Raw genomic sequence first — 14,137 nt, 5'->3', positions numbered from 1 at the left:
CGTTTCATGATTGGCCGTGCGTCTCCTTTGTTAACTCTTTCTCAATTGTTGACGTCTGAATGCACCTCTATCAATACACGGGATTCTGGTCGGCGTCTTTTGTCGAGTAGGAGATGAGCCGATTCATATTCTTTTTCATGCCACCTTGGAATTGATTAATCGTGAGTACAAATAATTTATCGCAGTTGCCGATCTTTAATGTCTTATTGTTTTCCCTTTTTTGGGCGCTTCAGATTTTTGTGGCCAAATTAGCTTTTGAAGGTGGGGCTGATCCAGTTTCCTTTACAATTCAATCTGGAATTGTCGCTTTCATTATATTAGGTAGTTATATTTTACCTAGAAAATATAAAGCATTAATGAATACACCTAAAGAAATCATAGCTGGTCTGCTTTTAGCAAATGGCATTCATTTCGGTTTGGGGATTTTTTTCTGTAATGCCGGAACTGCGCTTACCTCAGCAATAAATGTAGGATTTTTAATAAAATTTGGCTTAATAACAACTACCGTATTAGCTCTTATTGTTCTAAAAGAAAAAATGACGTTGTCGAAGATAATAACTATTTTACTTATGTTAACAGGAAGTTTGCTTATTAGCACTAAAGGAAAGGCAATTATTCCTCAGTTTGGAGACATATTGATTATTGTGGCATGTTTATGCTGGTCAACAGCTAATGTATTAGTTAGAAAGTTTTTAAGAGGTAGTGATCTTAGCGATGAAATTGTGACACTACTGAGACCGGTTGCTGGCATTCCACTTCTCTTGGCTTTTGTTGTTCTCTCTCCCCTTTATCCAGAGCCCATTAAAAGAGTTTTTCAGGTAGATATTCTTGAAATTCCATTTCCTTTTCTTGTAGTCGGAAACGGTTTTTTCCTGGCTTTGTTGTTCCTATATCTAAACAGGACTTTGAAGGTTGCTAGTGCTTCGTATTTGACTATGATGTCAATGATAACGCCGGTTATTGTTACGGTTCTCGCTGTAGCATTTCTGAAGGAAGAAATGAATTGGATCCAGATTATAGGTGGGGCTTTAATCATTTCATCTGGCATTTCTACATACTATCTGCAAATAGACAACCAATAAGTTTTGAGAAGGCATTTTCTAACGCGAAAACTGGGCAAATGGAGCCTGGCCAACTCCTTTTTTCAAATTGGCAAATTTTGCACGATCTTCGAGGGCTGGTTAAAGAATGGGTTTTGAAAAGGTAGATTTTCGAGGAGAATCATGCTAGAAATCAAGAATGCTGTGGCGGTGATTACTGGCGGCAGTGGAGGGATCGGCATGGCTCTTGCTCAATATTGGGCAGCTCGACAGGGCAAATTGATTTTGGCCGATGTGGCCGAGGGGGGACTGGCCAGTGCCAAAAAGAAGCTGGGTGGAGATGTAGTTACCGTGGTGTGTGATGTCACTCGTGAGGATGATTGTGCCAAATTGGCTGATAGGGCTATAGACGCTTTTGGAGAGATAAACCTGGTTGCCCCTTTTGCAGGTATAATCCTGGACGGACTGATGGTGTCCACAGACAGAGAAACTGGCAAAGTAAACCGTAAAATGCCCCTTGAATTTTTTCAAAAGGTCGTTGATATCAACTTGGCCGGTGTTTTTCTAACAGTGCGGGAATGTACCGAACGGATGATCAATCACAATTGTCGCGGACTCATCTGCTTGATCTCTTCCACCGGTTCTCTGGGAACAGCTGGGCAGATCAATTACTCTTCCACCAAGGCCGCCATGTCGGTCATGCCGAAGGTCCTGACAGCGGAATTTTTACGAAAGGGGCTTTCCGAGCGAATCCGAGCTGTTGCGGTTGCACCCGGCTATGTGGGGACGGAAATGGTGCGCGGCATGAATCAAAAAGCCTTGGAAAAGATCATAGAAAATGTCCCCATCGGACGACTGATCGAGCCCGAAGAGGTGGCTTCGCTAGTCGGGGAGATCTTCCGGAACGAGGCACTGGCAGGAGAGACCTTCTTCATCCACGGGGGTCTACGGTTGGGCTCCAGGGGATGATGAGGATTACGTACACCACACATAACCCATGCCCGTATGATATAAGGGAAAAAGGAACCATGCATGACCGTACCGGTCAGAAAACCTTATGAGGGCAGTGCGAAAATCTGATAGGGAGATCTGGCTGGTGCATCAACAAGACATCCCATTTATTGATGGCTTCGCTGCAAATTGCCTTTGCCGGGACCAAAAGATTGTCCGGCAATCACTTCGCGAGTCAGAAAAAGAACCCAAAATTGATCCTTGATCATTCAAAAGGCCATGTCATTTACGCAGGCGGATGGCCTGGGGCGTGACCTCCACCAGTTCGTCCTCGTTGATATAGGCGATGCATTGTTCCAGGCTCATCCGGATGGGGGGGGTGAGGATGACGTTTTCATCCGACCCTGAGGCCCGTACGTTTGTCAATTTCTTTCCTTTTGCCGGATTTACCAGGAGGTCCTGGGGCCTGCAGTGCTCGCCGATAATCTGGCCCCGATAGACCCGGGTCCCCGGCCCGTAAAAGAGCCTTCCACGGTCCTGAAGATTGAACAGGGCATAGGCGACGGTGGTGCAGGGTTCCTTGGCCACCATCACCCCTTTGGTGCGGGTACGGATGTCGCCGGCAAAGGGTCCGTATTCCAGAAAGCGATAGTTCATGACCCCCATCCCCTTGGTATCGGTCAGAAACTCCGACCGGAATCCCAGCAGTCCCCGGGTGGGGATCCTGTAGGTCAGGCGGGCCATCCCGTTTTCCTGGTTCATCTGGAGCATCTGACCTTTTCGCGCCCCCAACTTTTCAATGACCGTGCCCATGTAGACCTTGTCAACGTCGATGGTCAGCTCCTCGATCGGCTCCAGGATTTTGCCGTCTTCTTCCTTCATGATGACCTGGGGCCGGGTGATCTCAAATTCATAGCCCTCACGCCGCATTTTTTCGATCAGAATGGAGAGGTGGAGTTCTCCCCTGCCCGATACCTTGAACCCCCTGCCGCCGTCCACTTCTTCCACCTGAAGGGCCGCATCGGAGAGGGCCTCGCGCTTCAACCGCTCGGTGAGATGCTGCGATGTGGCGTACGAACCCTCGGTTCCGGCAAAAGGGGATTCATTGGGAATGAAATGGATGGAAATGGTGCAGGGGTCGATCTCCATCGGGGGCAGAGGCATGGGATGGTCCGGGTCGGTGAATGTTACCCCCAGGGTGACGTCCTCCATTCCTGCCACGGCGACGATCTCCCCCACGCCCGCGATATCGGTGGCCGATTTCTTGGCCCCCTCAAAGCGATAGACCTTGCTGATACGGGCAGGGGCAAGTGTGCCGTCGCGCCTGGCCACCACAATTTCCTTGTTGATGTTCAATGTCCCCCCCGTTATCTTGCCGAGCCCCAGCCGGCCCAGATAGGGAGAATACTCGATGGAACTTACCAGCATCTGGAGGGGGGCATTGGGATCGCCGGCAGGTGCGGGAATATGGGAGATGATTTTTTCGAAAAGGGGCTCCATGGAGAGTTCGGCCCCGCCGGCCTCCAGAGAGGTGTATCCTTGTTTTGCAGAGGCGAAGATAACCGGAAAGTCGAGGATATGATCGGGCGCTTTCAATTTGACAAAGAGATCGAAGACCTGATCGACGGCCCATTCGGGACGGGCTGCGGGTTTGTCGATCTTGTTGATGACCACGATGATGGGAAGCTCCAGGGCGAGGGATTTCTTGAGCACAAAATAGGTCTGGGGCATGGGCCCTTCCTGGGCGTCCACCAGGAGGAGGGCGCCGTCTGCCATCCGGAGGACCCGTTCCACCTGACCGCCGAAATCGGCATGCCCGGGCGTGTCGATGATGTTGATCCGAAAGCCCTTGTAGTGAAAAGAGGCATTTTTGGATGCGATGGTGATGCCCCGTTCCCGTTCCAGATCGATGGAATCCATGAAGCGCTCGGCCACATGTTCATTGGCCCTGAACATCCCGCTGTGCTTGAACATCTGGTCCACAAGGGTGGTTTTGCCATGATCGACATGGGCGATAATGGCGACATTTCTGATGGTATTCTGTTCCATAAAGGTTCTTCTCTGACCATCCGGAAAGGACGGTAATGTATAAAGGTTATATGGGGGGATGGTCCCCCTATCGTGTTTAAGGTAACCTTTTTATATCGTTCATTCAAGCTGAAATGTCAATAAAAAACACGGCATCAGCAATTTTCACCAAATGGCTTGCCCGGGGATATCTCTCCGTCAGCGCACGCCCTGAGCGTAAAATCCTGTTGCATTCTGAGGGATAGAAGGTTAAGAAGGTAAGAAGTTGAGAAGGTAAGAGGGTAAGGCAATTTGACGTGTTGAGAAAGATTCATGACGGATCACACCCCCCCTGAATACATCCTTGTTGAGCAGGATACCGATCTCCAGAGGCTGATGGCGGAGCTTCGAGGTGAACCGGTGATCGGCGTGGACCTGGAGGCGGACTCCATGTTCCACTACCAGGAAAAGGTCTGCCTGATTCAGATCGCCACCAGAAGGCTGAACCTGCTGATCGATCCGCTCTCGGTAAGGGATCTTTCGCCTCTGGCTCCGATATTCGCGGACAGGCGCATTCGTAAGGTGTTTCATGGGGCAGACTATGACATCCGTTCGCTTTACAGGGATTTCGGCATTGAGGTCCATTCCCTGTTCGACACCCAGATCGCCGCCAGATTTCTCGGGTCCAGGGAGATCAGTCTCGCCAGCCTCCTCCACGAGAATTTTCACATCTCGAGCGATAAGAAATATCAGAAGAAGGATTGGTCTCAAAGACCCCTGCCCGTGCCCATGATGGCGTATGCGGTTCAGGATATCTGTTATCTCCTCCCATTGGCCCGCATTCTGGAAGATAAATTAAAAGAAAAGGGGTTGCTCTTCTGCGTAAAGGAGGAGTGCGATCTGCTGAGCGCAGTCCGGCCCAATTCACCCAGAAGCGGGCCGTTTTTTACCAGTTTCAAGGGCGCAGCCAGGCTCGATCCCCGAAGCCTCGCGATCCTGGAGAATATTCTCCAGTTACGGGATGAGTTGGCAAGGCGTCGGGATTGCCCCCATTTCAAGGTGTTGGGGAACCAGCCGATTTTGGACATCGTCCAGAACAGGCCGCTGTCCAAGTCTGATCTGAGCGACATCAAAGGCCTCAGCCGCAAACAGATTGACCATATGGGGGAGGCACTTATTGAAAAGGTCAGGGAGGGACTGCATGTTCCTGACGAGGCCCTCCCGGTGTATCCCAGAAAGATCTGGCAGCGTCTGAGATCCAGAGAGGGCGCCCGTGTGGAGGTATTGAAATCCTGGCGTGACCGGGTGGGCGATCAATGGGGGGTGGATCCGGCCGTTATCTGCACCAACGCCCAGATACGGGAGATCGCCATTTCAAATCCCCGAAGGCCCCAGGACATGAAGGCCATTGAGGAGATTCGAAACTGGCAGATCGAGTTGCTGGGTCCCGAGATCTGTAATCTGCTTAAAGAGACCGGCTGACCGGCATCCTGAACCCCGATTTGTGGCCGTTCACGGGTTCAAGGCCCGGAACCTGGTGTAACGCATCGGGAACTGCTCAGAGTGTGTATCCGAAGGCTGTACACCGCCTCTCGGTCATACTTGCCGTCATCGGTCCGGGCCAGGGGTTCAGGGTAGGCAATCCCCCTTGTCAGTCACTTTTCATCTGAATTACAGGTTGCAGATCCTTCTTTTCCGTTGTCTCGGCCAGTTGTTGAAGCGTTTCCTCCAGTTTTTCGAGTTCCCTTCCGTATCCTGACCAGTCTCCTCTGCGAAGATATTCCTTGGCCTTGTTGTAGTGATCCAGGGCAACCACGCCCAGGCTGGAGGATTTCAGAATTTCCATGGCTTGGGGCACGGCCCGTTCCTGAGGCGCGATGTCCCCCCCCAGCACGCGGCTCAGGGCCTTGTCCAGATTTTCTTCCATGGAGATGCGGTTGGAGGATACGGCAATGACCCGTTTGAGTTCCGGAAGGGCCGCGGAGCGGTCTTGCACGGCCGGCGTCACACCCTGTCTCATCCTGGATTTTCCGGATCCCGCAGCTGGGGTTTCCCCGGCCAACGGTCCCCTGTTTTCTTCCCGTTTTGCCTGCAGGTAGATCGGTTCTACGTAGATAAAGGAGCCGGACACCGGAATGGCCAGGAGATTTCCCCTGATGACCCGGGAGCCCCGCTGGTCCCAGAGACTCAACTGACGGGCAATCTCCGTCTGCTGATTGATCCGGGCCTCCACCTGCATCGGTCCGTAGACCAGCTTTTCCTTGGGCAGATTGTAGACGATGAGGTTTCCATAGTTTGGAAGATCGCTTCTGGCTGCCAGCCACCCGATCATATTGTCCTTTTCCGAAGGGGTGTACGGGAGCATGAGCAGAAATTCCTCTTTGTCCCCCTGGGGAAGCTTGATGATGATGTAATAGGGTTCCATTCTCTGACGGGCATCGCCATACATTTCATCGGGGAGCTGCCAGAGATCCTCCTGGTTGTAAAAAACCTGCGCATCCTGCATGTGGTACTTGGCATAGGCGACTGCCTGGATGTTGAAGAGATCTTTAGGATACCGGATGTGCCGTTGCAGGTCCTCAGGCATCTCTTGAAACGGCGTGAACAGATCCGGAAATATGGTCGCATAGGTCTTGGCAACAGGGTCCTGATCGTCTATCAGATAGAAGGCGGTATCGCCGTTGTAGGCGTCCACAGTGACCTTGACGGAGTTGCGGATATAGTTGAGCGGCTCGTTTTTAAAGGGAGACAGGGACCGGACCGAATAGGGGTACATATCGGATGTGGTATAGGCATCCAGCATCCAGTAGAGCTTCCCCTCTGAGAGGACCAGATAAGGGTCCCGATCGTAGCTCAAGAAGGGGGCCAGCACCTTGGCCCGGGCCATGATATTCCGGTTGTACATGATCCTGGTTTCAGGCGTGAGATATTCGGTGAAGAGTATCCGTGTATCTGTAAATTCAATGGCATAGAGGATTCTTCTCATAAAAGAGTTGATGGGCACGCCCCCCTTGCCCTGATAAACGGTGTAGACATTGCTGTCCCCCTTGGGATAATCAAATTCCTTGGTCCGGGTTTTTACCAGGACATAGTGATTGGTCTTTTCACCGTAATAGATCTCGGGGCGGTCGATTTCAAGTCCCGGATCAGAGACGGGCGGGACATCTTTGATGAACAGGTCGGGGAGGCCTTCCCTGGTCACTTCATTGACCGGACTCGCGGTCAGTCCATAGCCATGGGTATAGATGAGATGACGGTTTACCCAGGTGCCGGCCTGGCGGGGAAGAAGATCGATTTCCAGTTCCCTCGCGGCCAGCATGAGTTGCCTGTACTGATTCTTGATTTGATAGCGGTCCACGTCCACATTGCTGAAATCGTAGTAGAGCCGGATGGCCTGGATCTGCCGATAGGTCTGGAGCAGTGGCCGTTCATCCCAGATCCGGATGTTCTGGACGGTGGTCTCTTCCTTCTGGACCTCTTCGAGTGTGAGTTCGTCTTTCACGTCAAAACTGACCTCTTTGATCCTGTTCAGACCATAGGCCTTTCGGGTGAAGTCGATATTGTAGGCGATATATTGGGATTCCTTGGCCAGTTCATTGGGTTTCACCACCACCTTCTGGATCGCCATCGGGAGTATGGCGCTGAAAACCAGGATGGCGGCCACCCAGACCGCTCCGGTCCCCAGCATGAGCCGGGTCCTTGATTTAAAGGCCTCGAGGAACAAAAAGACCGCAAAGATAATGGAGACGCCTGTCAGGATTCTGTAGCCCCAGACCTTGATGTGTACATCCGTATACCCGGCGCCGAAGGCCGGGCCCAGGGTGGAGTACATGAGGCCGTAGATCTTGAGGTGATACCCCCAGGCCATGAGGAGGACAATAATGCCCCCTAAGAAAATCAGGTGTTTCTTGACCGCCGGCGCTACGCTGATTTTCGGCAGAGAAGGCGGCCCTCCTTCTGCCTGGGCCATCTCGCCGGTGACCTGGAGGGCGCCGTTTTTCAGGTACCAGATAATGGTCAGACCCGCGGCCAAAAGGAAAAGGGTCATCAGACCGCTGCGGATAAAGGCATAAAATGGGAGGACAAACACGTAAAAGCCGATGTCCCTGTTGAAGATGGGATCTGCCTCGCCAAAAGGCTGCCAGTTGAGATACCGGAGGACCATATTCCATTTATCCGATCCCTTTGACGCGATGACGAAGCTGGCGATCAGGATGAAGGCCAAGAAAAGGAGATTCAGGGTATTGGCGGAAAGGCCGATCTGGGAGGCAAAAGGGCTCTCATCTCTGGCCCCGGCTCCCGGAACCGGGCTCAACCGTCTGGCAATATAGAGATTGATTGTAATGATCAAGATTAGAAAGAGCCAGACCGCAAAACCGAATCCGAATCGGGCCGACAGCATGGTCCAGAACACCGGGGCAAAGCCTAAGTTCTTGAACCACAGCCAGTCCGGGTATATGGAGATAATCGAGAAGAGTGACAGAAGGATGAGGATCGCGAATCCGATGAGCAGCTTTATTTTCATGATTCAATCTCCGTTTTGTATCACACAGCCACAAAGGCCACAAAGAAATACGATATGGTCAAAAAATCTCTTTGTCTCTGTGTCTCCGTGTGAGAATTTTCGGTGTTGGCTTATCCGGGTTTGCCGGTTACAATTTTAGGCATTACTTCCGTCCCAGGACCTCTTTCCATCGCCGCATGATCCGGTCGGTATTGAGCGTCTCCAGTCCGTTTAACCGGAGAAAGTCCGGGATATGGTTTTCATTCCCCTGGCCCCACCAGTCCTTCAGGATCCGGCCCCCCGCTTCCTGAAACATCCAGTCTACTCCCAGTCGGTCCCTCAGATGCCCTTCCAGGATGGTCTCTGTCAGCCAGCCCAGGACATAGTCGAGGCTGTAGAACTCGGGGACCAGGTCAAAGAGATGGCTTTCCGGTTGGTAATAGAAGCCTGTGTACCGCGCCATCACCTCTGCATAGGGCCTTCCATCGGAGAGGTTACCGGTTTGAAACATCTCATACTCGGCCACAAACTTGGCCGCATACCTTCGGAACATGGAGAGGTCTTTGAGGACCTTGTAATAATGAAGCGTTTCAGAAACAGCAGGCTCGAAACCGAGATAGTCTACCAGAAAAGGGACCGAAAGGGTAATATTCTGATTGAGAAACGCAAATGCCTCGGACAGGCTGAAGCTGGTGGCCAGATCTTTATTCACGATAGAGAGCCCGGGGGATGTGAACACCGCGGACAGTCCGTGCCCCAGTTCGTGCCACAGGGTCTCCAGGTCGATCCATCCGCCTTCAGGTTTCATCAGGACATAGACCTCATCCGGGACCTGCAGAATGAAACTGATGGCCTGCGCGTTCTTTCCCTTTTCCGTGCCGATCTCCAGATTGAGCCCAGAAGCGTTTTCGAGGTCAATCCCCCAATGGTGAAAAAAAGGCGTGTATCCATTGACGGGGCTGTCCGGAAAAAGGGCATCCAGATGGCCCAAGCCCAGGATATGGATGGCATCGAACCGGGTCAGCTCATCGAGCTTATGACCGAACCGCTCTTTGCACCATTGTTCCATGGCCGGAAAATAGATGTCGTCGCTCTGCGGCAGGAAGTTTTTCAGCATCTGATAATAATAATGATAGTCGAGCCCCTTTTTTTCGCCACAATAATCCAGGTAGCTCTCAAACCCCAGTTCGCCGGTGAGGATCTCCAGAAGGATATTCCAGTAATTCAAGGCAAAGGGGGCGAGGAATTTACAAAGGGGCGCGGTTTCCCTCTGGAGCACCTGCCGTCCCTCGTAATCGCTCTGTTTTTGACACCAAGAGATGATGTCGCTGAAATAGATCTTTCGGCCATCCACATGCGCTGAGGCGCCCTTCATCCAGGTGCGCATTTCCATCTCATGGGGGAGAAGGGCCCTTTGCAGGTAATGATCCATCAGGGCGTGTCTCAATCGGACCTTCCCCTGTATACCATCGAAGCTGTCGATCAGGGCCAGTGTTTTTAGGCTGACGAACTCCTCATAGGCCTCATAGAACCGATATAGCTCGAATGGGGGGCGCTCCCCCTTCCACATGGCAAGGGAGTGGAGCTTCCACCGGTAGTCCAGGTGAAAGAGGGCATTTTCGATATGTGCCAATTCCATATGCGGCTTAGTATCCAGAAAGTGTCGAAGGTCTGAAAAGATGCCCGCGCATAAAAAACAACATATCCGGCCGGGCATAGGCGTTTGAGCGACAGCCAATAGTTAAACAGAAAAGAAGTTCCTTTAGCAACAAAAATAGTGGGGGCCGCCATCTCAACTGATCAATCACGGTTTGAATTTTCAAATAAATAGGTATATCCTCTAAAACTTCAGGACTTCGTCCCGATTGGAATGATGGAACGCTAAGATAGTGAAATTATGGGATAGAGGAATGGAAGCCAACAACGGTCGCTGAAAGAACGTATGATTACCCCGCCTTGTCTTGGTAGAAATCCCGGGACGTTAAGTTGGGACGATGAAAAGATTGAAGAAGGTTGCTTTTTGAGAGATCGGAGCCGGAAAAGGGGCAGTGCGGATCGGGTATGGCATCGTTTAGCATCAATCTGACATCGCAGTGGTTGGCAACACTGTATACTGCTGCAGTTTCTCTCGGACTCACTTTTATTTTGGGGCGTGTCCTGGGGCCTGATGGGTTTGGCAGTTACAGCTATATCCTGACCATTGCCACGCTGTTTTTTATCCTCCAGGATGGGGGATTCAAGACGCTCCTTTTTCGTGAAAAGACACTTCCTTCCGAAGAGCTGAAAAGCTATGAGGATCGGCTGTTCTCATGGGCACTGGGTCACTCGGCGATGACAACCGTGGTCGGGGCCTTTTTTGTCTGGGTCATCCCGTCACAGTATCGATTAGGAATAGTTGCTGCGGTTATCTGTTTCGGATTTCAGGCGGTGGTCAATTTCATCTCTTCGGAATTGAGGGCCAAGGGACTGTTTCCCCGTGATGCCATGTGGCAGGCCATGGTTCGCACATCGGGCGCAGCCGGCATTCTCCTCGGCATGTTTTTGGTCACGCCTGTACCATGGATCATCTTTGCCGGCTGGTCTTTTGGACTCCTGGTGTGTCTCCTTCTGTCTCCACGTCCGGTGCCGAGGCCGTTATTGGGCGGCTTTCGTATTCGGGATATCCGGAAGCCCTGCATGTATCTGATGGCCATAGATGCGGCAACGACGGTATATTTCCGTTGTGACATTATACTGCTTGAGCGATTGGCGGAACCTGCGCTGGTGGGGTACTATGCCGCTGCTTACCGGTTTTTGGACGGGGTTGTCCTTCTGGCGGCGCCTTTGAGCGTCATCTGGTTCAGAAAACTGAGGATAGTCTGGAAAGACGAGAAGGCTTTTTGGGCTCAGATAGGCTGGATGAGCATGATCATGCTTGCGGCATCGGTTCTTGTTATTGCTGTGGGGAGCCTCTTCAGTTGGGAGATTATGGTTTTGACGTTCGGTGATGAGTACATGGATTCGGCACGTCTTTTGCCGTGGCTCCTTGGGGCCTTGATTTTCCTCTTGCCGAACGGGATATTGACCCAGGCGGCCATTGCCAGGAACAGGGAACGCGTGTATGCTGTGGCGGCAGGTGCGGGAGCCGTGCTCAATATCGGACTTAACCTGTTTCTGATCCCCGAATTCGGCGGGTTTGGAGCTGCGTGGGCCACCATCGTGACAGAGGCGTTTCTTACGGTTGCGCTTATTTTTGGTCTCAGGACTTCAGGATCAAGCAGATGAATTCTCATATCAAACTCCTTGTCAACGCCGTGCCGATGGTGAATGTGAACACCGGGATCAGCCGCTATCTGAGGTGCCTTTATGGGGAGATGGAGCGGTCTTATGGCGACAGGTTGGAGATCGGTTATTTTGACGGGTTCAAGGTTATCTCCAGGATGCCGGGCGGTCCGGGCGATTTGGGTCGGTGGACGCGGGGTGTGGACCTTTTTTGGCGAATGCCGGTCTATCCGGCCCTTATGGTCAGACTTGGATTCCACTTTTTGAGAGAGGGGATTTTCCGGAAATGGAGCCGGCATTTTGATGTGTATCATGAGGCGGGATTTTTTCCTTTTTCTGTTCCCGCCAGATTAAAAACCGTATTTACCATCCATGATCTGTCTCTGATCCGTTTTCCGCAGTACCATCCGCGGGAACGGGTACTTTATTCTCGTCTCTTTTTGAGGCGCAGGTGTGATGGCGTAGATCACTTTCTGGCGGTTTCCCAATTCACTGCACGGGAAATGCGGACATATCTGGGCATTGACCCTGGACGAACAACGATTACTCCCGAGGCCCATGACAATACGATTTTCTATCCCAGATCGGCTGACGAGATCCGTGCCTTTCTTCAAGATCATGCCCTGCCTGAAAAGTATTTTCTGTTCGTGGGCAGCGGAGATCCCCGCAAAAATATGGACGTTATCCCGGAGGCGCTGAAAAAGGCCGGTCTTGATGTGCCACTTGTGACAGCGGGATGGTCGGGCTGGGCCGACGGGGCCGTGTCACAAAGGGTCTTTCCACTCGGGTTTGTCAGTGATGAGGATCTGGCACGGGCCTATTCGGGGGCCATCGGGATGGTTTTCCCCAGCACCTATGAAGGATTCGGCCTCCCTGTTCTGGAGGCCATGGCCTGCGGCTGCCCGGTGGTGACCACGAGAGAGACGAGCCTCCCTGAGGTGGCCGGAGACACGGCCCTGTATATGAAGGATCCTCGGGACGTGAAGGACCTTGCCCGAATTTTGAAGGACCTGGTTGAAAATCACGCCATGAGAGACGGCATCGCAGCAGCAGGACTGGAAAGGGCCAGGGGATTTTCGTGGAAAGAAACCGCGCGAAAGACATTTGAGGTGTTTGAGGCAGTGTTGAAATGACAGTTGACCGAAAGATTGTACTCCACGATTCTTTTGCTTTTTTGGGTGGTGGTGAGAGAGTGGCTATGGCCTTGGCCAAGGACTTTCACGCTGAGCTATGGACCGGCCAGCTGGATAAGGGGTCTTTTTTCGAAGGGTGCTTTGATGGCTTGAAACTGAGGAGCCTTGATGCGTATAAAACGTCTCCGCGCGTGTTGGGCTTTTCACAGATCCTTCAACTCTGGTGGGCATTTGCCCACCTGCCGAAGGTAGCGACGTCATGGGCTGTCTTCAGCGGATCATTTTCACCCTTGGCATACAAAAAGATTGCAGGCCGCAAGATCTTCTACTGCCATACCCCGCCAAGGGTCCTCTATGACCAAAGAAGTTTTATGGTGCGGCAGCTTCCCCCATGGCAAAGGCCCTTTCTGAGGGGGGTAATGGTCCTGTACCGCCTGGCGTATGAGCGGGCCGTGCGGGGGATGAACACCATTGTTACCAATTCCGAAACCGTGAGGAAACGACTTCGAAAATTCTTGGGGCATGACAGCCTCGTTGTTTATCCTCCCTGCGAAACAGGGAGGTTCCGGTGGATTGAAGAGGGGAATTATTTTCTTTCCACCGCGAGGGTGGACCCCTTAAAGCGAGTAGCCCTGATCGTCGAGGCATTCATGAAGATGCCGGATAAGAGACTGGTTGTGATTTCAGGAGGGTCCGATATGCCCAGGATACGGGAGATGGCAGGGCGGGTTGAGAATATCGATGTATTGGGGTGGGTGGATGATGAAAAACTTTGCGATCTGATGGGGAGGTGTATTGCCACCATCTATATCCCGAGGGATGAGGATTTCGGGATCTCGCCGGTGGAGTCTATGGCAGCGGGCAAGCCGGTGATCGGTGTCCAGGAGGGGGCGCTTCTTGAGACCGTAGGGAGGGAGCGGGGAGCAGGGAGCAAGGCGCAGGGGGCAGGGGGCGGAGGTCAGAGGTCCCCCCGGTTGAACACCCTTGAAGGGGACCCTGTTCAACGGGGCAAGGAGGTGGGAGATCGGAGGGCGGAGGCCGGGAGAGAAATGATGATTACGGATTGCGGGGTGTTGGTGACAAGAGATCCAGGGATAGAAGATATTGTTGAAGCAGTGGAGTGGATGACGCCTGAAAGGGCCATTCGGATGCGGGGGGCGTGCGAGGCCCGGGCGAGCCGTTTTGACATAAGCATTTTTCTTGAGAAGATGAAAAACGTGATAGAAGGGGAAGGTTAATTG

General features: G+C 52.3%; 9 protein-coding genes. 6 read left to right on the top strand and 3 right to left on the bottom strand.

Annotated elements, in window-relative coordinates:
• Positions 1–161: 161 nt before the first annotated feature.
• Together K9N21_02895 and K9N21_02890 are read left to right on the top strand one after the other, a co-directional pair.
• Positions 162–1,082, top strand: coding sequence for a DMT family transporter (locus K9N21_02895; GenBank protein ID MCF8142845.1), 921 nt, complete (start codon positions 162–164; stop codon positions 1,080–1,082).
• A gap of 141 nt (positions 1,083–1,223) precedes the next feature.
• Positions 1,224–2,009 carry an SDR family NAD(P)-dependent oxidoreductase gene (locus tag K9N21_02890; GenBank protein MCF8142844.1) on the top strand — a complete coding sequence of 262 codons (786 nt, stop codon included), beginning with the start codon at positions 1,224–1,226 and terminating at the stop codon, positions 2,007–2,009.
• 264 nt (positions 2,010–2,273) lie between these two features.
• Here K9N21_02890 and typA read toward each other — a convergent pair whose 3' ends face one another.
• On the bottom strand, positions 2,274–4,040 hold the full coding sequence (gene typA / locus K9N21_02885) for a translational GTPase TypA (protein MCF8142843.1): 1,767 nt from the start codon (positions 4,038–4,040) through the stop codon (positions 2,274–2,276).
• Positions 4,041–4,331: 291 nt separating this feature from the next.
• On the opposite strand from typA, the gene K9N21_02880 reads away from it, so the two are divergent.
• On the top strand, positions 4,332–5,480 hold the full coding sequence (locus tag K9N21_02880) for an HRDC domain-containing protein (protein MCF8142842.1): 1,149 nt from the start codon (positions 4,332–4,334) through the stop codon (positions 5,478–5,480).
• A 169-nt stretch (positions 5,481–5,649) separates the two neighbouring features.
• Here K9N21_02880 and K9N21_02875 read toward each other — a convergent pair whose 3' ends face one another.
• Together K9N21_02875 and K9N21_02870 are read right to left on the bottom strand one after the other, a co-directional pair.
• Entirely contained in the window at positions 5,650–8,523 is a 2,874-nt protein-coding gene (locus tag K9N21_02875; GenBank protein ID MCF8142841.1) for a UPF0182 family protein, read from the bottom strand.
• A gap of 142 nt (positions 8,524–8,665) precedes the next feature.
• Entirely contained in the window at positions 8,666–10,141 is a 1,476-nt protein-coding gene (locus tag K9N21_02870; protein ID MCF8142840.1) for a hypothetical protein, read from the bottom strand.
• 422 nt (positions 10,142–10,563) lie between these two features.
• Between K9N21_02870 and K9N21_02865 the strand changes: the two genes are divergently transcribed.
• From K9N21_02865 to K9N21_02855, 3 genes are read left to right on the top strand one after another with little or no spacing between them, the layout of a single operon-like run.
• Entirely contained in the window at positions 10,564–11,766 is a 1,203-nt protein-coding gene (locus tag K9N21_02865) for an oligosaccharide flippase family protein (protein ID MCF8142839.1), read from the top strand.
• A complete protein-coding gene (locus K9N21_02860) occupies positions 11,763–12,896 on the top strand; it encodes a glycosyltransferase family 4 protein (protein ID MCF8142838.1) in 1,134 nt (377 codons plus the stop codon). Before K9N21_02865 ends, K9N21_02860 begins: the two co-directional genes overlap by 4 nt.
• Complete coding sequence (locus K9N21_02855) at positions 12,893–14,134, top strand: glycosyltransferase (protein MCF8142837.1); 1,242 nt, start codon at positions 12,893–12,895, stop codon at positions 14,132–14,134. Before K9N21_02860 ends, K9N21_02855 begins: the two co-directional genes overlap by 4 nt.
• Positions 14,135–14,137: the final 3 nt, after the last annotated feature.

The sequence above is a fragment of the Deltaproteobacteria bacterium genome (genome assembly GCA_021737785.1).
Lineage (GTDB): Bacteria > Desulfobacterota > DSM-4660 > Desulfatiglandales > Desulfatiglandaceae > AUK324.
This window is presented reverse-complemented; position numbering and strand designations above follow the sequence as displayed.

Bases quoted from the DNA above. Each gene is read 5' to 3' on its own strand.
- K9N21_02860 (MCF8142838.1), top strand. From the start codon at position 11,763: ATGAATTCTCATATCAAACTCCTTGTCAACGCCGTGCCGATGGTGAAT.
- typA (MCF8142843.1), bottom strand. From the start codon at position 4,040: ATGGAACAGAATACCATCAGAAATGTCGCCATTATCGCCCATGTCGAT.
- K9N21_02855 (MCF8142837.1), top strand. From the start codon at position 12,893: ATGACAGTTGACCGAAAGATTGTACTCCACGATTCTTTTGCTTTTTTG.
- K9N21_02865 (MCF8142839.1), top strand. From the start codon at position 10,564: ATGGCATCGTTTAGCATCAATCTGACATCGCAGTGGTTGGCAACACTG.
- K9N21_02890 (MCF8142844.1), top strand. From the start codon at position 1,224: ATGCTAGAAATCAAGAATGCTGTGGCGGTGATTACTGGCGGCAGTGGA.
- K9N21_02880 (MCF8142842.1), top strand. From the start codon at position 4,332: ATGACGGATCACACCCCCCCTGAATACATCCTTGTTGAGCAGGATACC.
- K9N21_02870 (MCF8142840.1), bottom strand. From the start codon at position 10,141: ATGGAATTGGCACATATCGAAAATGCCCTCTTTCACCTGGACTACCGG.
- K9N21_02875 (MCF8142841.1), bottom strand. From the start codon at position 8,523: ATGAAAATAAAGCTGCTCATCGGATTCGCGATCCTCATCCTTCTGTCA.